General features: G+C 71.0%; 12 protein-coding genes, 1 tRNA gene and 1 pseudogene. 7 read left to right on the forward strand and 7 right to left on the reverse strand.

Translation table 11 applies throughout. From position 1 onward, the window contains the following. The first annotated feature begins 109 nt into the window (after positions 1 to 109). Positions 110 to 1,828, forward strand: coding sequence for a sigma-54-dependent Fis family transcriptional regulator (locus BJ965_RS05800; RefSeq protein ID WP_313666730.1), 1,719 nt, complete (start codon positions 110 to 112; stop codon positions 1,826 to 1,828). Positions 1,829 to 1,919: 91 nt separating this feature from the next. Here BJ965_RS05800 and BJ965_RS05805 read toward each other — a convergent pair. Further along, a tRNA-Leu gene (locus tag BJ965_RS05805) sits at positions 1,920 to 2,004 on the reverse strand. A gap of 142 nt (positions 2,005 to 2,146) precedes the next feature. On the opposite strand from BJ965_RS05805, the gene BJ965_RS05810 reads away from it, so the two are divergent. Continuing rightward, positions 2,147 to 3,502, forward strand: a complete 1,356-nt coding sequence (locus BJ965_RS05810; protein ID WP_184907686.1) for a DUF2254 domain-containing protein — start codon at positions 2,147 to 2,149, stop codon at positions 3,500 to 3,502. A 150-nt stretch (positions 3,503 to 3,652) separates the two neighbouring features. Here the strand turns inward: BJ965_RS05810 and BJ965_RS05815 are convergent, their stop codons facing one another. The 3 genes from BJ965_RS05815 to sucC form a co-directional block, all read right to left on the reverse strand. Beyond that, the gene (locus tag BJ965_RS05815; RefSeq protein ID WP_184907687.1) at positions 3,653 to 5,194 is read right to left on the reverse strand and encodes an aldehyde dehydrogenase family protein; all 1,542 of its coding nucleotides are present in this window, start codon (positions 5,192 to 5,194) and stop codon (positions 3,653 to 3,655) included. 313 nt (positions 5,195 to 5,507) lie between these two features. Next, a complete protein-coding gene (gene sucD / locus BJ965_RS05820) occupies positions 5,508 to 6,422 on the reverse strand; it encodes a succinate--CoA ligase subunit alpha (RefSeq protein ID WP_184907688.1) in 915 nt (304 codons plus the stop codon). Between the two features lie 14 nt (positions 6,423 to 6,436). After that, positions 6,437 to 7,567: an ADP-forming succinate--CoA ligase subunit beta gene (sucC, locus tag BJ965_RS05825; protein ID WP_184907689.1), complete on the reverse strand. Its 1,131-nt coding sequence runs from the start codon at positions 7,565 to 7,567 to the stop codon at positions 6,437 to 6,439. 175 nt (positions 7,568 to 7,742) lie between these two features. On the opposite strand from sucC, the gene BJ965_RS05830 reads away from it, so the two are divergent. The 5 genes and pseudogenes from BJ965_RS05830 to BJ965_RS05850 all read left to right on the forward strand — a co-directional run. After that, entirely contained in the window at positions 7,743 to 9,425 is a 1,683-nt protein-coding gene (locus BJ965_RS05830) for a thiamine pyrophosphate-binding protein (RefSeq protein ID WP_184907690.1), read from the forward strand. Between the two features lie 10 nt (positions 9,426 to 9,435). Continuing rightward, positions 9,436 to 10,671: a formyl-CoA transferase gene (frc, locus tag BJ965_RS05835; RefSeq protein WP_184907691.1), complete on the forward strand. Its 1,236-nt coding sequence runs from the start codon at positions 9,436 to 9,438 to the stop codon at positions 10,669 to 10,671. A 4-nt stretch (positions 10,672 to 10,675) separates the two neighbouring features. Beyond that, the gene (locus BJ965_RS05840; RefSeq protein ID WP_184907692.1) at positions 10,676 to 12,820 is read left to right on the forward strand and encodes an acetate--CoA ligase family protein; all 2,145 of its coding nucleotides are present in this window, start codon (positions 10,676 to 10,678) and stop codon (positions 12,818 to 12,820) included. Between the two features lie 122 nt (positions 12,821 to 12,942). Then, the gene (locus BJ965_RS05845) at positions 12,943 to 14,331 is read left to right on the forward strand and encodes an OFA family MFS transporter (RefSeq protein WP_184907693.1); all 1,389 of its coding nucleotides are present in this window, start codon (positions 12,943 to 12,945) and stop codon (positions 14,329 to 14,331) included. A gap of 85 nt (positions 14,332 to 14,416) precedes the next feature. Continuing rightward, a pseudogene (locus BJ965_RS05850) lies at positions 14,417 to 14,866 on the forward strand (MFS transporter); the annotation flags it as partial. Between the two features lie 70 nt (positions 14,867 to 14,936). Here the strand turns inward: BJ965_RS05850 and BJ965_RS05855 are convergent. From BJ965_RS05855 to eboE, 3 genes are all read right to left on the reverse strand, one after another. Further along, positions 14,937 to 16,010: a sugar phosphate isomerase/epimerase family protein gene (locus BJ965_RS05855; protein WP_184907694.1), complete on the reverse strand. Its 1,074-nt coding sequence runs from the start codon at positions 16,008 to 16,010 to the stop codon at positions 14,937 to 14,939. A gap of 81 nt (positions 16,011 to 16,091) precedes the next feature. Continuing rightward, on the reverse strand, positions 16,092 to 17,525 hold the full coding sequence (locus BJ965_RS05860) for a nucleotide pyrophosphatase/phosphodiesterase family protein (RefSeq protein ID WP_184907695.1): 1,434 nt from the start codon (positions 17,523 to 17,525) through the stop codon (positions 16,092 to 16,094). Then, positions 17,522 to 18,691: a metabolite traffic protein EboE gene (eboE, locus tag BJ965_RS05865; RefSeq protein WP_184907696.1), complete on the reverse strand. Its 1,170-nt coding sequence runs from the start codon at positions 18,689 to 18,691 to the stop codon at positions 17,522 to 17,524. Before eboE ends, BJ965_RS05860 begins: the two co-directional genes overlap by 4 nt. Position 18,692 lies beyond the last annotated feature (1 nt).

Below are 18,692 nucleotides of genomic sequence, written 5' to 3' on the forward strand. Positions count from 1 at the left end.
CGAAGGCCGGGGCGGGCCTCTTTGCGTAACACCGGGCCGTCCGCGAAACGCGGGGTCGGGACCCGCGGTTGTTTCTTGTTCAATTGAGCCCGCTACGGTGGGACGTGCCGTGACCACCACAGATGCCTCCCCCGCAGCCACCACCGCCCGGCCCTCACTGCGCGTCGCCCGCGAGCGGTTCCTGTCGGGGCGTCCGCTGCCCCAGGGCGTGCCGGAGGAGGTCGTCGCGGCGTGGCGGCGGGCCCGGTTCTTCGGCGTGCCGCACGACTTGGAGGAGTCGGTGGCGTCTCCTCCGCTCTCCGGAGAGTCGACGCTGCTCGGCGCCGCCCGGCCGGTGCTCGACCGGATCGTCCCCGCCCTGGGCGTGGGCGGGTCCCTGCTCGTGCTGACCGACGAGCGGCTGCGGGTGCTGTGGACGGCCGGGAGCGTCCCCGGGCTCGGCGCGTGCACCGGCCTGTCGGAGCAGGAGGTCGGCCACAACAGCGCGGCCCTCGCCCTGCGCACCCGGAGCCGGGCCGAGGTACACGGACCCGAGCACTTCCTCGACCGGTGGCAGGACGTCTCCGCGGTCAGCGTCCCGGTGCTCGGGCCGGAGAACGGACACGTGCTGGGCACCCTGACGGTCGCGTCACGGCTGTGCACCGCCGGACCGCCGCATCCGCAGGCGGCCTTCGCCGAGGCGACGGTCGCGGCGGTCGAGACGGAACTGCGGGCCCGGGCCGGGCAGGGCGAGCGGGCGTTGCTGGATGCCTACGTGCGCGCGGCGCGCGGGCCGGATCGGGCCGTGGCGGCACTCGACGGCCGCAACCGGCTGGTCAGCGACGCGGCGCAGCGGCTGCTGACGCCCGAGGTGCTGGGAGTGCTGGAGCGCGCGGCGGCCGGCGCACGGCACCGGGACGTCACGGGCGTGGTGCGATTGCCGGACGGAGCCGGGTGCACGGCGCGGGTCACACCGGTACGCCTGGACGGCAGGACGATCGGGATCGTGACCGCCCTGGAGCCGCTCGACGATCCGGCACCGGCTGCGCCGGTCCCGCCCCCGCCGGTCACCCTGACCGGTTCCTCGGTCCCCTGGCGCCACGCCGTCGGACGGGCCGCCGAGCTGATGCGCTCCAGGGAGCCCCTGCTGCTGACCGGCGAGCGCGGAACCGGCAAGTCCGCACTGGCGCGGGAGCTGTTCGGCCCGGACCCCGTCCAGGTGGCCGACGCGGCGCGGGACGCCGGACTCGACCAGGCCCTGTCCGCGTGGCGGCCCGACGGGCTCCTCCTGCTCCGCCACGCCGAGCGCCTCGCGCAGCCCGGGGTGGCCGCGCTCAACTCCCTGCTGGACCAGCACCCGGACACCCGGCTGCTGGTCACCTACACGCCCGGCGCCCCGGCCGGCCCCTGCCTCCAGCGCCTGCTGGACAAGCTGTCGGCCCGCTCCGTGACCCTGCCGCCGCTGCGGGAACGCACCGAGGACATACGGGAGCTCCTGCCCGTCCTCACCCCCCGCCCGGCGCCCGGACAACCCCCGCTGACCTGGACATTGGACGCCCTGCGCGCGCTCGAGGCGTACCCGTGGCCCGGGAACGTCACCGAGCTGGCCCATGTCGTACGGGCCCTCGCGGAGCACCGGCGGGTGACCGGGCCGGTCCGCCGCGCGGAGCTGCCGGACGCCGTCCGGGAAGGACCGGCCGCCCGCCCGCTCAGCCCGATGGAGCACGCCGAGCGCGCGGCGATCCTGGAGGCGCTGCGCCGCCACGGCGGCAACAAGGCACGCACGGCGGTCGCGCTCGGGATCGGCCGGGCCACGCTGTACCGCAAGCTGCGGGAGTACCGGCGCTGAGGCGAAGGCCGAGACGCGGGCTGCGGCGGAGGGGGTGACGCACGACAGCTCGGGCGGGCCGAGAAGATCTCGACCCGCCCGAGCTGATCTGTGTCCGAGGGGGGACTTGAACCCCCACGCCCGATAAAGGGCACTAGCACCTCAAGCTAGCGCGTCTGCCATTCCGCCACCCGGACCAGGTGTCTGCCGCCTTGCCAGGGGTGTTCCCCGCGGCGACACGGACAACAATACCAAGCTTTCGGAGTGCCTTTCACCTGCGTTTCCATCCGCCTGGCGGGGGTCCGGGACCTCGCGGTCCCATACCTCTAGGGTCACACCATGAGTGACTGGATGGCTACGCAGAGCTCCCCGGCAGGGCGTCGTCCGCGTGCGTTGTCGCCGCTCCGGGAGCATCTGCGGGACACGTTCTGGTTCGCCCCCACCGCGGCGATGGTGGGCGTCTTCGTGGTCTGGGTCGGGGCGGAGGCGCTCGACACGGCCATCGTCGACGCGCTCCAGCGGGACCGGGACTACGAGACGCTCGACGAGTTGCTGCGGTTCGCGGAGGACGCGAAGGCCGTGGTGAGCGCGGTCGGCTCGGCGATGATGACCTTCATCGGCGTGGTCTTCAGCATCTCGCTGGTGGCCGTGCAGATGGCGAGCGGGCAGTTCACCCCGCGCGTGGTGCGGCTCTTCGTCCGGAGCCGGATCACCAAGGCGACCTTCGCGGTGTTCCTGGCGACCTTCGTACTGACCTTGCTGGTCCTGACGAGCTTCGACACCGCCGACGACCCCCGGTCCGTCACGACCGTGCCCCTGGTGCAGTCGGTTCTCACCCTCTGCATGGTCGGGCTGAGCCTGCTGTTGTTCGTGCTGTACGTGAACGCCACCCTGCGGCTGATGCGGATCAGCCATGTGATCGCGCGGATCGCCTCGGAGTCGTTCCGGGTGCCCGCGTCGATGCCCGTGCCGGCAGGCGGGCGGGAGGCCGTGCCGGTGGGCGGGCGGGAGGCTCCCGGCCACGGTACGGAGACCGGGTGGGTGCCGCACGACGGCCGGGCGGGAGTGCTGCGGGATGTGCACATCACCCGGCTGGTGCGCGTGGCGCGCAAACACGGGGTCGTGCTGCGGCTGATCCCGCGGATCGGGGACTTCGTGGTGCCCGGGATGCCCGTGCTGGCGGTGCACGGTGGGCCGGTCCCGCCGCGCAGGGCTCTGCGCTACGCGATCTCGGTGGGGGTGGAGCGCACCTATCACCAGGATCTCGCCTTCGGGCTGCGGCAGTTGGCCGACATCGCACTGCGCGCCCTGTCCCCCGCGATCAACGATCCGACGACCGCCGTCCAAGCGCTGGACCGTGTCGTCCAGTTCCTGGCCGCGCTGAGCCGGCGTCCGCTGGACGCCGCACTGCACCGGGACCGGGCCGGTGCGGTGCGGCTGGTGCAGCCCGTGCCGGACTGGACCGAGCTGGTGGATCTCGGGTTCACCGAGGCACGGGGATGTGCCGTCGGGAGCCCGCAGGTCTGCCGGCGCATGCTGGCCGGTCTCGACGACCTGCTCCTGCTCGCACCACCAGAGCGCCGCGAGCCGCTGCTGCGCCATCGCGAACTGCTCCGGCAGGCCGTCGGCCTGGCCGCGCCGACCGCGTCGGACCGGGACTTCGCCCTGCGCCCGGACCGGCAGGGCATCGGCTGAGCGACCTCCGGGGAGCACCGCACCGCGCCCAGGACCGCCCCGTCCGACCACGCCACGTCCGACCACGCCCCGTCCGACCCTACGGCGTCCGACGCCGGTCCCCTCCTCGCGAACACCGCGGGGAACCGGCGCCGGACGCGTCCCCCTTCGTCAGGGCAGCAGCTGGTACTCCGGGAAGTTGCCCGGCAGCCGCTCCCCCTGCGGTCCTCGCGTCACCGCGCGCACGAGCAGGTCACCTCCGACGAACGCGCCGCGCCAGGACGCGCCGAGCCCGCCGAACAGCTCGTCGCGGTCGCCCCTGGAGCGGGGCGCGCCGTGGCCGACCTTGAACGCGCGGATCTGCGGGGCGAGCCGGTCGTACGTCGCCCGGTCGTCCGTGGACAGCGTGGCGACCAAGGCGCCGTTGGAGGCGTTCATCGCGGCCAGCAGCTCCGCCTCCGTGTCGACCAGGACGATCGTGTCGACCGGGCCGAACGGCTCCGCGTGGTGCAGCGGAGAGGACGAGGGCGGGTTGAGGAGTGTGACCGGCTGGACGTAGGCGGAGGTGTCCTGGTCGGGCAGGAAACGGGCGTCGTCGGGCGTGGCACGGTGCAGCGGTACGGCGCCGCGGTCGATCGCCTCGGCGACCTGGTCCTGCAGCTCCTTCGCCTTGGCCGCGTTGATCACCGGCCCGAAGTCCAGCTGCGGGTACGGGTCGTCAGGCTGCTCCACGGCGAGCGGATGCCCGACCCTGAGCGTGCGCACCGCCGGGAGGTACGCCGCCAGGAAGGCGTCGAACAGGTGCCGCTGGACGACGAAGCGCGGGTACGCCGTGCAGCGCTGCTTGCCGTAGTCGAAGAGCTTGGGGATCACCGCGGTGAGAGTGTCCCAGTCCGAGCAGTTCCAGATGCCCCAGGTGTTGAGTCCTTCCTGTTCGAGTACGTGTCGTTTGCCGAGGTCGGTGACGGCCGTGGCGACGGCGGCTCCGGTGTCGCGGCCGCCGACGAAGGAGACGCAGCCGATCTCGGGCGCCCGCACCAGCGCCTGCGACAGCTCGCCTCCGCTGCCGCTGACGAGGGTCACGGGAACTCCCTCGCGGGCGGCGAGGGCACAGGCCAGGGTCAGACAGGCGACACCGCCGTCGGTCGGGGTCTTGGCGATGACCGCGTTGCCTGCCAGTGCCTGGACCAGCAATGCGTGAACGAGCACACTCATCGGGTAGTTCCAGCTCGCGATGTTCGACACCGGGCCGTCCAGCGGGGAGCGGCCGGCGAGCATCGGTTCGACCCCGTCGACGTACCAGCGGACCCCGTCGATGGCCCGGTCGACGTCCGCCTGGGCGAGCCGCCAGGGCTTGCCGATCTCCCAGACGAGCAGGAGCGCGAGCAGGCCGCGGTGTTCGGTGAGGGCGTCGAGGGTGGCCGCGATCCGGGCCCGGCGCTCCTCCAGCGGGAGGTGACGCCAGGCGCGGTGCTGGTCGAGTGCGGCGCACACGGCCCGGTGGGCGGTGGTTCCGTCCAGGCGGGGCGGGCCGGCGATCGGGCTGCCGTCGACGGGGCTGACGGCGGGCAGGGCCCGGCCGTCCTCCTGCCAGGCGCCGTTCCAGAGGTTGAGGACCCGGTCGTCGCGGAAGGCCTCGGGAGCGACGGCGAGACAGCGCCGCCATGCGTCGGGCCAGGACGTGCCGGTCTTGAGGGTGAGGGTGGGTGCCATGAGGTTGCTCCGCTCTCGGTGCACAGTCGGGGGCGGGGAAGTGCGCGTGGGGCCCGGCAGTCGGCCGAGCCGGGGTTGTCGGCTTGGGGTGGCCCGGCGACCGGCCGCGCCGGGTCGTCGGCGCGGAGTGACCCGGCAGTCCGCCGCGCCGGGGAGTCGGCGTGGGGGGGGGGAGTCGACCAACCGAGGTGGCGCCGTGGGGGCCCGGCAGTCGGCCGAGCCGAGTAGGCGCCGTGAGGGCCCGGCCATCGACCGGGCGATCGGCCTTGGGGGTCCCTGCAACCAACCGGGCGATCGGCGCTGGGGGTCCCGGCTATCGGCTCTCGAGTCGCGCGAGCACCAGCTTCGCCGTCTCGGTCGGTGTGCTGCCCACGCTCACCCCGACCGCCTCCAGCGCCTCCTTCTTCGCGGCGGCCGTACCGGAGGAGCCGGACACGATCGCGCCCGCGTGCCCCATGGTCTTGCCCTCGGGTGCGGTGAACCCGGCGATGTAGCCGACGACCGGCTTGGTGACGTGCTCGCGGATGTACGCCGCCGCGCGTTCCTCCGCGTCGCCGCCGATCTCCCCGATGAGGACGATCAGTTCGGTGTCGGGGTCGTCCTGGAAGGCGGCGAGGCAGTCGATGTGCGTGGTGCCGACGACGGGGTCGCCGCCGATGCCGACGCACGTGGAGAAGCCGATGTCGCGCAGCTCGTACATGAGCTGGTACGTCAGGGTGCCGGACTTGGAGACCAGGCCGATGCGGCCCGGCTTGGTGATGTCGGCCGGGATGATGCCGGCGTTGGACTGGCCGGGGGTGATGAGGCCCGGGCAGTTGGGGCCGACGATGCGGGTGCCCTTGTCCTCGGCGTAGGCGGTGAAGGCGACGGAGTCGTGGACGGGGATGCCCTCGGTGATGACGACGGCGAGGGTGATTCCGGCGTCGGCGGCCTCGACGACGGCCGCCTTGGCGAAGGCGGGCGGCACGAAGACGACGGTGACATCGGCTCCGGTGGCGCGCATCCCGTCGGCGACCGAGCCGAAGACGGGCACGGCCCTGGGGGCGCCCCCCAGGCCCTCAAGGCACTGGGGGACGTCGAAGTCGACGGTGCGGCCGGCCTTGCGCGGGTTGACGCCCCCGACGACGTTGGTGCCCGCAGCGAGCATCCGCCGCGTGTGCTTCATGCCCTCGCCGCCGGTCATGCCCTGGACGAGGACCTTGCTCTCCTTGGTGAGGTAGATGGCCATGGCGTTCCCTCTCCTCAGGCCGTGGTGGCGAGTTCGGCGGCACGGGCGGCGGCGCCGTCCATGGTGGTGACCTGCTGGACGAGCGGATGGGCGTGCTCGTCGAGGATGGCCCGGCCCCGGGCCGCGTTGTTGCCGTCGAGACGCACGACGAGCGGTTTGGTCAACCGGACGGTCTCCAGGGCCCGCACGATGCCGTCGGCGACCGCGTCGCAGGCGGTGATCCCACCGAAGACGTTGACGAAGACGGATTTCACGGCCGGGTCGGAGAGGATGACCGACAGTCCGTCCGCCATGACCTGGGCGCTCGCTCCGCCGCCGATGTCGAGGAAGTTCGCGGGTCGCGCACCGCATCCCGCGACCACGTCGAGCGTCGACATGACGAGTCCCGCGCCGTTGCCGATGATGCCGACCTCGCCGTCCAGCTTGACGTAGTTGAGGCGCTTCGCAGCGGCGGCCGCCTCCAGGGGGTCGTCGTGCTCGGTGTCGTCGGCGCCCCAGCGCGCCTGCCGGAAGCGGGCGTTGTCGTCCAGGGTGACCTTGCCGTCGAGAGCCAGGATCCTGCCCTCCTTCGTGCGGACGAGCGGGTTGACCTCGACGAGGACGGCGTCCTCGCGGACCAGGACCTCCCACAGGCGTACGAGGACGTCGACGGCCCGGGACGGCAGCCCGGCCGCGTCGGCGATCTCGGTGGCCTTGGCCGAGGTCACGCCCTCGGCCGGGTCGACGGGGATGCGCACGACCGCCTCCGGCCTCGTGGCGGCGACCTCCTCGATCTCCATGCCGCCCTCGGCGGAGGCGATCGCGAGGAAGCGGCCCGCCGCGCGGTCGAGTACGTAAGACACGTAGAACTCGTTCTCGATGTCCACGGGTTGGGCCAGCATGACCTTGCCGACCGTGTGGCCCTTGATGTCCATGCCGAGGATCTGGCGTGCGGTCAGCTCCGCCGCGGCCGGGTCGGCGACCAGTCTCACACCACCGGCCTTGCCGCGCCCACCGGTCTTCACCTGGGCTTTCACCACGACTCGACCGCCGAGCCTGCGGGCGATCTCGCGCGCTTCCTTGGGCGAGTCGGTCACCTCGGCCCGCGGCACCAAGATGCCGTGGTCTTCGAAGAGTTCCCTTGCCTGGTGTTCGTACAGGTCCATTTCGGCTCCTGACTGCCGTGTCTTCCGGGGAGCGACCCCCGGCCCCCCGAAAATGCCGCACGCCCCCTGGACACCACCCACCGGATGCGGGATAACAAGCTTCATACAGTATTCGTCGACTGTATGCAATCTACGCGAGCCGCTCCAACCCCCTACGAAGGGACAGGACTTCGCCATGCCCGACGACACCCAGGACTTGATTTCCGGTGGTCATCTCGTAGCCAAGGCGCTGAAGGCCGAGGGGGTCGACCGCATCTACACGCTGTGCGGCGGCCACATCATCGACATCTACGACGGCTGCGTCGACGAGGGCATCGAGGTCGTCGACGTACGCCACGAGCAGGTCGCCGCCCACGCCGCCGACGGGTACGCGCGGATCACCGGCAAGCCCGGCTGCGCGGTGGTCACCGCGGGGCCCGGCACGACCGACGCCGTCACCGGTGTCGCCAACGCCTTCCGCGCCGAGTCCCCGATGCTGCTGATCGGCGGTCAGGGAGCCCTCACCCAACACAAGATGGGGTCCCTCCAGGACCTGCCGCACGTCGACATGATGAACCCCATCACCAAGTTCGCGGCGACCGTGCCCGACACCGCCCGCGCCGCGGACATGGTGTCCATGGCGTTCCGCGAGTGCTTCCACGGCGCCCCCGGCCCCTCCTTCCTGGAGATTCCGCGCGACGTGCTGGATGCAAAGGTGCCCGCGTCCAAGGCGCGCGTACCGCAAGAAGGCGCCTACCGGGCCTCGACCCGCTCGGCGGGCGACCCCGAGGCGATCGAGAAGCTCGCCGACCTGCTCGTGCACGCCGAGAAGCCGACCATCCTGCTCGGCAGCCAGGTCTGGACGACCCGGGGCACCGAGTCGGCCATCGAACTCGTCAGGACCCTCAACATCCCCGCCTACATGAACGGCGCGGGACGCGGCACCCTCCCGCCCGGCGACCCGCACCACTTCCAGCTCTCACGCCGGTACGCCTTCTCCCACGCCGACGTCATCGTCATCGTCGGGACGCCCTTCGACTTCCGCATGGGCTACGGCAAGCGGCTCTCCCCGGACGCGACGGTCGTGCAGATCGACCTCGACTACCGCACCGTCGGCAAGAACCGCGACATCGATCTCGGCATCGTGGGCGACGCCGGGCTGGTCCTGAAGTCGGTGACGGAGGCCGCCTCCGGGCGCGTCAACGGCGGTGCCTCCAGGCGCAAGGAGTGGCTGGACGAACTGCGGGCGGCCGAGCAGACCGCCCTGGAGAAGCGGCTGCCGAGCCTGAAGTCCGACGCCTCGCCCATCCACCCCTACCGCCTGGTCAGCGAGATCAACGACTTCCTCACCGAGGACTCCCTCTACATCGGCGACGGCGGCGACATCGTCACCTTCTCCGGGCAGGTCGTGCAGCCCAAGTCGCCCGGGCACTGGATGGATCCCGGCCCCCTCGGCACGCTCGGCGTCGGCGTCCCCTTCGTGCTCGCGGCCAAGCAGGCGCGGCCCGACAAGGAGGTCGTGGCGCTCTTCGGCGACGGCGCGTTCTCCCTGACCGGCTGGGACTTCGAGACCCTCGTCCGCTACGACCTCCCGTTCGTCGGCATCGTCGGCAACAACTCCTCCATGAACCAGATCCGCTACGGCCAGGCCGCCAAGTACGGCAAGGAACGCGAGCGGATCGGCAACACCCTCGGCGACGTCCGCTACGACGAGTTCGCCCGGATGCTGGGCGGCCACGGCGAGGAGGTCCGCGACCCCGCCGACATCGGCCCGGCCCTGCGGCGCGCCCGTGAGTCCGGCAAGCCGTCGCTGATCAACGTCTGGGTCGACCCGGACGCGTACGCCCCCGGAACCATGAACCAGACCATGTACAAGTGAGGTGCCCCCGATGACAGGAACCAAGGCCCTCGAAGGCATCCGCGTCCTGGACATGACCCACGTCCAGTCCGGGCCGTCGGCGACCCAGCTGCTCGCCTGGCTCGGCGCGGACGTCGTCAAGCTGGAGGCTCCGACCGGCGACATCACGCGCAAGCAGCTGCGTGACCTCCCGGACGTCGACTCCCTCTACTTCACGATGCTCAACTGCAACAAGCGGAGCATCACCCTCAACACCAAGACCGAGCGCGGCAAGGAGATCCTCACCGAGCTGATCCGGCGCTCCGACGTCATGGTCGAGAACTTCGGCCCGGGCGCGGTGGACCGGATGGGATTCACCTGGAACCGCATCCAGGAGATCAATCCACGGATCGTCTATGCCTCCATCAAGGGGTTCGGCGAGGGCCCGTACACCAACTTCAAGGCGTACGAGGTCGTCGCGCAGGCCATGGGCGGGTCGATGTCGACCACCGGCTTCGAGGACGGACCGCCGCTGGCGACGGGGGCCCAGATCGGGGACTCGGGGACGGGTGTGCACGCCGTGGCGGGCATCCTCGCCGCGCTCTACCAACGGGAGCGCACCGGGCGCGGGCAGCGGGTCAACGTGGCCATGCAGCACGCCGTACTCAACCTGTGCCGGGTGAAGCTGCGGGATCAGCAGCGTCTGGCACACGGGGCGCTCGCTGAATATCCCAACGAGGACTTCGGCGACGAGGTTCCCAGGTCCGGAAACGCGTCCGGCGGCGGCCAGCCCGGCTGGGCGGTCAAGTGCGCTCCGGGCGGCCCGAACGACTACGTGTACGTCATCGTCCAGCCCGTCGGCTGGCAGCCGCTCAGCGAGCTCATCGGCCGGCCCGAGCTGGCCGCCGACCCCGAGTGGGCGACACCCGAGGCGCGGCTTCCCAAGCTCGGCAAGATGTTCCAGCTGATCGAGGAGTGGTCCTCGACGCTGCCCAAGTGGGAGGTGCTGGAGCGGCTCAACGCGCACAACATTCCGTGCGGGCCGATCCTGTCCACCCGGGAGATCATCGAGGACCGTTCCCTGGTCGCCAACGAGATGGTCGTCACCGTCCCGCATCCCGAGCGCGGCGACTTCGTGACCGTCGGCAGCCCGCTCAAGCTGTCCGACTCCCCCGTCGACGTGACCAGTTCACCCCTGCTCGGCGAGCACAACGAAGAGGTCTACATCGGCGAACTCGGCCTCGGCGACGAGGAAGTGCGCCTGCTCAAGTCGAACGGAGTGATCTGACGTGATGGCGGAAGACCGGGTCCTGCGGGTGCGGTCCCTCCTGGAGTCCGTGCGGGCCGAGGGACGGACCGCGCTGACCGCGCCCGAGGGCAAGGTGATCGCCGACGCGTACGGGATCGCCGTACCGGGCGAGGAGCTGGCGACGGACGTCGACGAGGCCGTGGCGTTCGCGGCACGCTTCGGCGGGCCCGTCGTGATGAAGATCGTCTCGCCGGACATCCTGCACAAGACCGACGCCGGCGGAGTGATCGTCGGAGTCGAGGGCGCGACCGACGTACGGGCCGCCTTCCACAAGATCATCGACAGTGCGCGCGCCTACGACGCCGATGCGCGCATCTCGGGCGTGCAGGTGCAGGAGCTGCTGCCGAAGGGGCAGGAGGTCATCGTCGGCGCCGTCACGGACCCGACGTTCGGGAAGGTGGTCGCCTTCGGGCTCGGCGGGGTGCTCGTCGAGGTCCTGAAGGACGTCACCTTCCGGCTCGCGCCGGTGGACGCAGACGAGGCGCTGTCGATGCTGGACTCGATCCGGTCGGCGGAGATCCTGCGCGGGGTGCGCGGCCGGGCGGGCGTGGACCGGTGGGCCGTCGCCGAGCAGATCCGCCGGGTCTCCCAACTCGTCGCGGACTTCCCCGAGATCGCCGAGGTGGACCTCAACCCGGTGATCGCGACGCCGGAGGGGGCCATGGCGGCCGACATCCGGGTGATCCTCGCCGAGTCGCAGCCCGCGCCGCGGCGGAAGTACTCACGCGACGAGATCCTCGCGTCGATGCGCCGGCTGATGCAGCCGAACTCGGTCGCCGTGATCGGTGCCTCCAACGAGCAGGGCAAGATCGGCAATTCCGTGATGCGCAACCTCATCGACGGAGGTTTCGCCGGGGACATCAATCCGGTGAATCCCAAGGCCGATGACATTCTGGGCCGCAAGGCGTACAAGAGTGTCACGGACGTTCCCGGTGAGGTGGATGTGGCGGTCTTCGCGATCCCCGCCAAGTTCGTGGCCTCCGCCCTGGAAGAGGTGGGACGCAAGAAGATCCCGAACGCCGTGCTGATCCCCTCCGGGTTCGCGGAGACCGGCGAGCACGAACTCCAGGCGGAGATCGTGGAGATCGCCGAGCGGTACGGCGTACGGCTGCTGGGGCCGAACATCTACGGCTACTACTCGACCTGGCAGGACCTGTGCGCCACGTTCTGCACGCCGTACGACGTCAAGGGCGGGGTGGCGCTGACCTCGCAGTCGGGCGGCATCGGGATGGCCATCCTGGGCTTCGCCCGCACCACCAAGACGGGTGTGTCGGCGATCGTCGGGCTCGGCAACAAGTCGGACCTGGACGAGGACGACCTGCTGACCTGGTTCGGCGAGGACCCGCGCACCGACTGCATCGCGATGCACCTGGAGGACCTCAAGGACGGCCGCGCCTTCGTGGAGGCCGCCCGGGCGACCGTGCCCAAGAAGCCGGTGGTCGTGCTGAAGGCCGGGCGGACGGCGGCGGGTGCCAAGGCGGCCGGTTCACACACCGGCGCCCTGGCCGGTGACGACGCCGTGTACGACGACATCCTGCGGCAGGCCGGGGTGATCCGGGCGCCGGGCCTGAACGACATGCTGGAGTACGCGCGCGCGTTGCCGGTGCTGCCCGCTCCCCAGGGCGACAACGTCGTGATCATCACGGGCGCCGGCGGCAGTGGTGTGCTGCTCTCCGACGCGGTGACGGACAACGGCCTGTCCCTGATGGAGATCCCGCCGGACCTGGACGAGGCGTTCCGGAAGTTCATCCCGCCGTTCGGGGCCGCGGGCAACCCGGTGGACATCACCGGGGGCGAGCCGCCGTCGACGTACGAGGCGACGATCCGGCTGGGTCTGGAGGACCCGCGCATCCACGCGCTGGTCCTCGGCTACTGGCACACCATCGTCACTCCTCCCATGGTCTTCGCGGAGCTCACCGCGCGGGTGGTGGCCGAGTTCCGGGAGCGCGGGATCGAGAAGCCCGTGGTGGCGTCGCTCGCGGGTGACGTGGAGGTCGAGGAGGCCTGCCAGTACCTCTTCGAGCGCGGGGTCGTGGCGTACCCGTACACGACCGAGAAGCCGGTGGCCGTGCTCGGCGCGAAGTACCGCTGGGCGCGGGAGGCGGGGCGGCTGGGGGGCGGTACATGAGGTGAGTGAGCGGGGGGCCGGCCGACGGTGCGCGTCGGCAGGCCCCGGGACCCGCACGCGCACGAAAGGCATGGGACAGGGGGCGCTGGCCAGATCTTTCGACGCAAGGGGTGCGACACGACATGACAACGACCGATCTGCCCACGACGGTTCCCTACCGGGAGGTCACCGACGCGAACGGCCGCGTCTACCGCCTCGGTGAGACCGACATCGACATCATGGGGCGCAAGCGCAAGTGGATGGTGATCCTGCCCTGGATCGGCATGATGGGCATCTCCTCCGCCGAGTACGCGTTCGCGTCGGCCGAGGACACCCTGCACACCGCGCACAGCTGGAACAGCATGCACATCTTCTGGATGATGACCGTCTGGGTCTTCTTCCAGGCCGCGGTGGCCTTCCCCGCGGGCAAGCTGCGTGAGAGCGGAAAACTGCCGGCCCGCTGGGCCATGATGCTCGGCGCGGCGGGCACCCTGCTGGGCTACCTGTCCCTCGCCTTCGCGCCGCACGTGGTCTTCGCCTACATCGGCTTCAGCATGTTCAGCGGCATGGGCGCGGGCATGGTCTACGCGACCTGCGTCAACATGGTCGGCAAGTGGTATCCGGAGCGCAAGGGCGGCAAGACCGGCTTCGTCAACGGCGGTTTCGCCTACGGTTCGGTGCCCTTCGTCTTCCTCTTCAACGGCTACATGGACCTGACCAACTTCCGCTGGGTGCTGGTCTCGGTGGGTGTGTTCCTGGCCGGGATGGTCGCCTGCTCCGGCTACTTCTTCAAGGACCCGCCGAAGAACTGGTGGCCCTCCACGATCGACCCGCTGAACCCGCCGGACGACCCGCGCGCGGCCCGCTCGCTGCGGATGAACCCTCCGGCGGTGCGCCAGTACTCCCCCAGGGAGGCGTGGAAGACCGGCCGGGTCGCCCTGATGTGGTTCTGCCTGGCGTGTACGTCCGGTGTGAACATCTTCGGTATCGCCTTCCAGGTGGACATCGGCGAGGAGGCCGGATTCGCCGGCGGGGTCGTGGCCACCGCCATGTCCCTGAAGGCGGTCGTCAACGGCACCGGCCGCGGCGTCATCGGCTGGCTCTCCGACCTCTACGGCCGCAAGCGGTGCCTCCTCGTCGTCTGCCTCATCCTGGGTCTCGCCCAGTACGGCATCCTCTGGTCGGCCGAGAGCAAGAACCTCACGCTGTTCCTGATCTTCTCCGCGATCTCCGGCTTCGGCGGCGGTGCCATCTTCCCGATGTTCGCCGCACTCACCGCCGACTACTTCGGTGAGAACAACAACGCGTCCAACTACGGCATGGTCTACAGCGCCAAGCTCGTCTCCGGTCTGGGCGCCGGCATGGGTGCCGTGGTCGTCGGTGCCTGGGGGCACTCCGGTGCCTTCATCCTGGCCGGCTCCATCTCGCTCTTCGCCGGCTGCGTGGCACTGTTCCTCACCCCGCCGGGACGCGACAGGAAGACGGGCCGCATCTCCCCCAACCCGCAACCGCTCGGCGAGGACACAGCCTGACATGACGGCAGATCCGTACGAAGCGAGCACGTCCCCCTTACCTTCCGACGCCGCACACCGTCCCTACCACGAGGTGACCGATCCGGTTCGGCAGTTCACTCCGAAGGAGGCCATTCGCACGGGCATGCTGCCGCTGGTGTGGATCTCGGTGGTGATGACCGCCGGTGTGTCGATCTTCGGCATCTCGTTCCAGGTCGACTTCGCCAGGGACGTGGGCTTCGGCCCGCTGGTGGCGGCGTCGTCGATGGGCGTGATGACCGTGGTCAACGGCGTCGGCCGCGGCGTGGTGGGCCGGCTGTCCGACCGGTGAGGCCGCAAGTCCACCCTGGTGTTCGTCATCGTCGTGCTGGGCCTCGCCCAGTTCGGCGTGATCTGGGCCGGCGACCTGAGGAGCGAGTGGCTGTTCCTGTTCTTCGCGTTCCTGTCCGGCTTCGGCGGCGGCGCGTTCTACCCGCTGTTCGCGGCACCCGCGGGGGTCGCCCTGCTGCTGCGCCAGCCGGGCCGCGCACCGGCACCGGCGCGAGCCGCCGGCTGACGGCCGCCGCATCCAGGAGGAGGCCCCTCCCTGTGCGGGGAGGGGCCTCCTCATGTCCGTACGTCGCCTGTCAGCACTTCTCCCTCAGGGAGTGCAGGTGGGCGCTGGAGCGACGGGCGAACGTGAAGGACTCGGCCGGGTTGTCGTGTTCGGCCTGCCAGTGGTGGGCCATGCGGTGGCCGCGCAGCCGGGTCACGGCCGAGATGAAGCGCTGGTAGTCGATGTCGCCGTCGCCGACGTCGGTCATGGTGTAGCCGTACGGGTTCGACGGATCGCTCTCGCCGTCCTTCACGTGGAAGAGCGGGTAGCGGTCGGGCTGCCGCAGGACGTAGTTCAGCGGCTCGAACGGCGCGGGTGTGCCGTCGGGCCGCTTGGAGAAGCGGAACTGGCCTACGTACGCCCAGTAGATGTCCATCTCCAGGTGGACGAGGTCCGGGTCGGTCTCCTTGAGCAGGATGTCGTAGAGGCGGACCTTGGGGTTGTCGGTGGCGAAGGAGAACTCCTCGGAGTGGTTGTGCTGGTAGAACTTCATGCCGCGGGCCCGCGCCGCCGCGCCGTAGGTGTTGAAGTCCTCGGCGGCACGCTTCCAGGCGTCGACGGTCGAGCCGTAGCGGAACGGGCCGGAGGCCGTGCCGATGTGCTTGAGGCCGAGGGCCTGGGCGTCGTCGAGGACCTTGGTGAGGTTCTGGGCGAACGTGTAGGCGTTCGGGTCGTCGGAGTAGTAGCCGACGTGGCTGCCGATCGGGTTCAGGCCGTGGTTGCGGGCCAGCCGCTTGAGCTGGGCGAGCGTGATGGGGCCGGCTGAGCCCTGGGTGTAGCCGGCGAACTCGACCTCGTCGTAGCCGTACCGCTCCAGTTCGGCGAAGACGGGGCCGAAGCCGAGGGTGGAGACCTTGTCGCGCAGGCTGTAGAGCTGGATGCCGAGGCGACCGGGCGGCAGGACGGGGCGGCCGCGGCCCTTGGTGCCGGACGTCGTGGCGGGCGTGGCGCTGCCGGTGGCGGCGGTGGCGTTGCGGGTGGCGGCGTTCGCCGGGGCGGCGGCGCCGAGCAGGGCGGCGGCGGTGGCGCCGGCGGCCACGCCGAGCATGCCTCGTCTGCTGAGGCGGTGGCCGAGCTCGGGGTCGGGCTGGGAGAAGCGGCTCATGCGTGGAACTCCTCGTGATCGCGGGGCGTTGTCAGTGGTGAGTGCTTCACTTGTGACCAGTCGGTACCGAGGGCGGTGACCTCAGGTGAGACCGGCGAGTCTGAGCAGGAGTGACTTCACATCGGTGGCCGCGACGCGGTCTCCGACAGCACGGGGGGTGGAGCAGATGAGGAGCGGACCGTCGTCGTCGCTCTGCGGAAGGCGGCCGTGGCTGCCGCGAATAGGTGAGGGGTCCAGGGGCACGACCGCCATCCGGTAGCGCATGCCGAGCTTCTTGCGCGCCAGTGCGGTGGCCGCCTTGACCTTGACGTAGGGGTCGAGGGGATCCATGAAGAGTTCGACCGGGTCGTAGCCGGGTTTGCGGTGGATCTCGACCAGCTGCGCGAAGTCGGGCGCGCGGTCGTCGTCGAGCCAGTAGTAGTACGTGAACCAGGCGTCGGGTTCCGCCACGGCTACGAGCTCGCCCGCGCGCGGATGGTCGAGGTGGTGGGTCTTCTTGCCCTCGTCGTCCAGGAGTTGGGCGATGCCGGGCAGGCCGTCGAGGGCCGCTCGTGTGGCGTCGAGGTCCTCGGGGCGGCGCACGTAGACATGGGCGATCTGGTGATCGGCGACCGCGAAGGCACGGGACGCCATCGGGTCGAGGTACTCCATGCCGTCCTGCGTGTGCACCTCCAGCAGCCCGGCGCGGCGCAGGGCGCGGTTGATGTCGACATGCCGGTTCACGCGGGTGATGCCGTACTCGGACAGGGCGACGACGGTACGGCCCTCGGCACGGGCGTCGTCCAGCAGCGGGGCCATGGCGGCGTCTAGGTCGGCGGCCGCCTTCAGGGAGCGCGGGTCGTCGGGGCCGAAGCGCTGCAGGTCGTAGTCGAGATGAGGGAGGTAGCAGAGCGTCAGGTCGGGGTGCCGGGTGCGGATGATGTGGCGGGTGGCGTCGATGATCCACCGGCTGGAGACGAGGTCGGCTCCGGGACCCCAGAAGTGGAACAGGGGGAACGTGCCGAGTGCGTCGGTGAGTTCGTCGTGCAGTGCGGCCGGCCGGGTGTAGCAGTCGGGTTCCTTGCGGCCGTCGGCGTAGTAGACCGGACGGGGGGTGACGGTGATGTCGGTGTCGGCGCCCATGGCGTACCACCAGCAGATGTTCGCGACGGTGTAGCCGGGGTGGGCGCGGCGGGCGGCGTCCCAGAGCTTGTCGCCGGCCACGAGCCCGTTGTGCTGGCGCCACAGCAGGACGTCGCCGAGTTCACGGAAGTACCAGCCGTTGCCGACGATGCCGTGCTCCGAGGGCATGGTGCCGGTGAGGAACGTGGACTGGGCGGCGCAGGTGACGGCGGGCAGGACGGTGCCGAGCGGAGCACGGGAACCGGACTGGCCGAGCGCTTTGAGGTGGGGCATGTGGTCGAGGAGGCGGGGGGTGAGGCCGACGACGTCGAGGACGAGGAGCGGAGTGGGGCGGGTCGCGGCGGCCGGGAGCGGGGCGGCCGGGTCCGGGCGCTCATGGGTGCCGGTGCTCATGGCAGCTCCTTCAGACCGAGGTCGGTCAGCAGGTCGCGGGCGAGGGTGAGTTCGGCGGCGATGCCCTCGGCGAGCTGAGTGCGGCCCTTGGGGCGCAGCTCGGGCGGGAGGGCCTGCCAGGTGTAGGTCTCGACCTCCAGGTGGCGGGTGAGCGGGGCCGGGCCGCCGACGAGCCGGGTCAGTGCGGATGTCAGGACCGGGAGGGTGGAGGTGAGGGGCGCGGCGGGGGCCGCGTGCAGGGGGACGTGGAAGTGGGAGCGCCAGGGTGAGGCGTCGGGCAGGGCGTGTCCGGCGAGGGCCTCGTCGAGGTCGTCGGTGGCGCGCAGGCCGGCGGCGGTGGCCGTGCGGGTCTGGTGCAGGAAGCGGGGTTCGGCGAAGGCGGCGAGGGCCTCGCGTACCTCGGGGAGATGGGGGTGTTCGGCGTGCAGGGCGGCGGAGAGCTGGGATTTGACGACGGGGGCGCCGGCCGCGGTGAGGGCGTCCAGGGCGGTGTGCGGGTCTTCGAAGGAGGTGGCGAGGTGGCAGGTGTCGACGCAGATGCCGATGCGGTCGTGGCCGATCGCGGTGAGCGGGGCGATGGCGTCGTGGGTCGTCTCGACGACGCAGCCGGGTTCCGGTTCCAGGCCGACGCGGATGGAGCGGCCGGTCAGCTCCTCGAGGGCGTCGAGGCGTTCGGCGAGGGTGCGCAGCGCGGTGCGGGCCGTCCGCGCGCGCTCGTCGTCGTACGCGGTGCGCCAGGCGAGGGGCAGGGTGGAGATGGTCCCGTCGGTGACGTCGTCGGGGAGGAGCCCGGCGAGGACGCGGGCCAAGGCGGTGGTGTGGTCGAGGCGTTCCGGGTCGGCCCAGTCCGGCTTGTACACGCGGTACTTGACCTCCTCGGCGCCGAAGCCCTCATAGGGGAAGCCGTTGAGGGTGACGACCTCGAGGCCACGCCGGTCGAGTTCGGAGCGCAGGCCGCGCAGCGCGGCGGGGTCGGTGACGAGGGCGTGGGCGGCGTCCTTGGCGAGCCACAGCCCGATGCCGAGCCGGTCGCGGCCGAGGCGGCGACGGACGGGTTCGCAGTGGTCGCGGAGCTGGGCGAGGACCCCGTCGAGGGTCTCGGCGGGGTGGACGTTGGTGCAGTAGGCGAGGTGGACGATGGAACCGTCGGGGTGGCGGAAGCGCATG

It is taken from the genome of Streptomyces luteogriseus (genome assembly GCF_014205055.1).
Taxonomy (GTDB): Bacteria; Actinomycetota; Actinomycetes; order Streptomycetales; family Streptomycetaceae; genus Streptomyces; species Streptomyces luteogriseus.

What these genes read in the sequence shown, in the direction of transcription:
- BJ965_RS05855 (WP_184907694.1), bottom strand. Translation starts at nt 16,010, where the DNA reads ATGAGCCGCTTCTCCCAGCCCGACCCCGAGCTCGGCCACCGCCTCAGC.
- sucD (WP_184907688.1), bottom strand. Translation starts at nt 6,422, where the DNA reads ATGGCCATCTACCTCACCAAGGAGAGCAAGGTCCTCGTCCAGGGCATG.
- BJ965_RS05860 (WP_184907695.1), bottom strand. Translation starts at nt 17,525, where the DNA reads ATGAGCACCGGCACCCATGAGCGCCCGGACCCGGCCGCCCCGCTCCCG.
- BJ965_RS05815 (WP_184907687.1), bottom strand. Translation starts at nt 5,194, where the DNA reads ATGGCACCCACCCTCACCCTCAAGACCGGCACGTCCTGGCCCGACGCA.
- BJ965_RS05840 (WP_184907692.1), top strand. Translation starts at nt 10,676, where the DNA reads ATGGCGGAAGACCGGGTCCTGCGGGTGCGGTCCCTCCTGGAGTCCGTG.
- frc (WP_184907691.1), top strand. Translation starts at nt 9,436, where the DNA reads ATGACAGGAACCAAGGCCCTCGAAGGCATCCGCGTCCTGGACATGACC.
- eboE (WP_184907696.1), bottom strand. Translation starts at nt 18,691, where the DNA reads ATGCGCTTCCGCCACCCCGACGGTTCCATCGTCCACCTCGCCTACTGC.
- BJ965_RS05830 (WP_184907690.1), top strand. Translation starts at nt 7,743, where the DNA reads ATGCCCGACGACACCCAGGACTTGATTTCCGGTGGTCATCTCGTAGCC.
- sucC (WP_184907689.1), bottom strand. Translation starts at nt 7,567, where the DNA reads ATGGACCTGTACGAACACCAGGCAAGGGAACTCTTCGAAGACCACGGC.
- BJ965_RS05810 (WP_184907686.1), top strand. Translation starts at nt 2,147, where the DNA reads ATGAGTGACTGGATGGCTACGCAGAGCTCCCCGGCAGGGCGTCGTCCG.
- BJ965_RS05845 (WP_184907693.1), top strand. Translation starts at nt 12,943, where the DNA reads ATGACAACGACCGATCTGCCCACGACGGTTCCCTACCGGGAGGTCACC.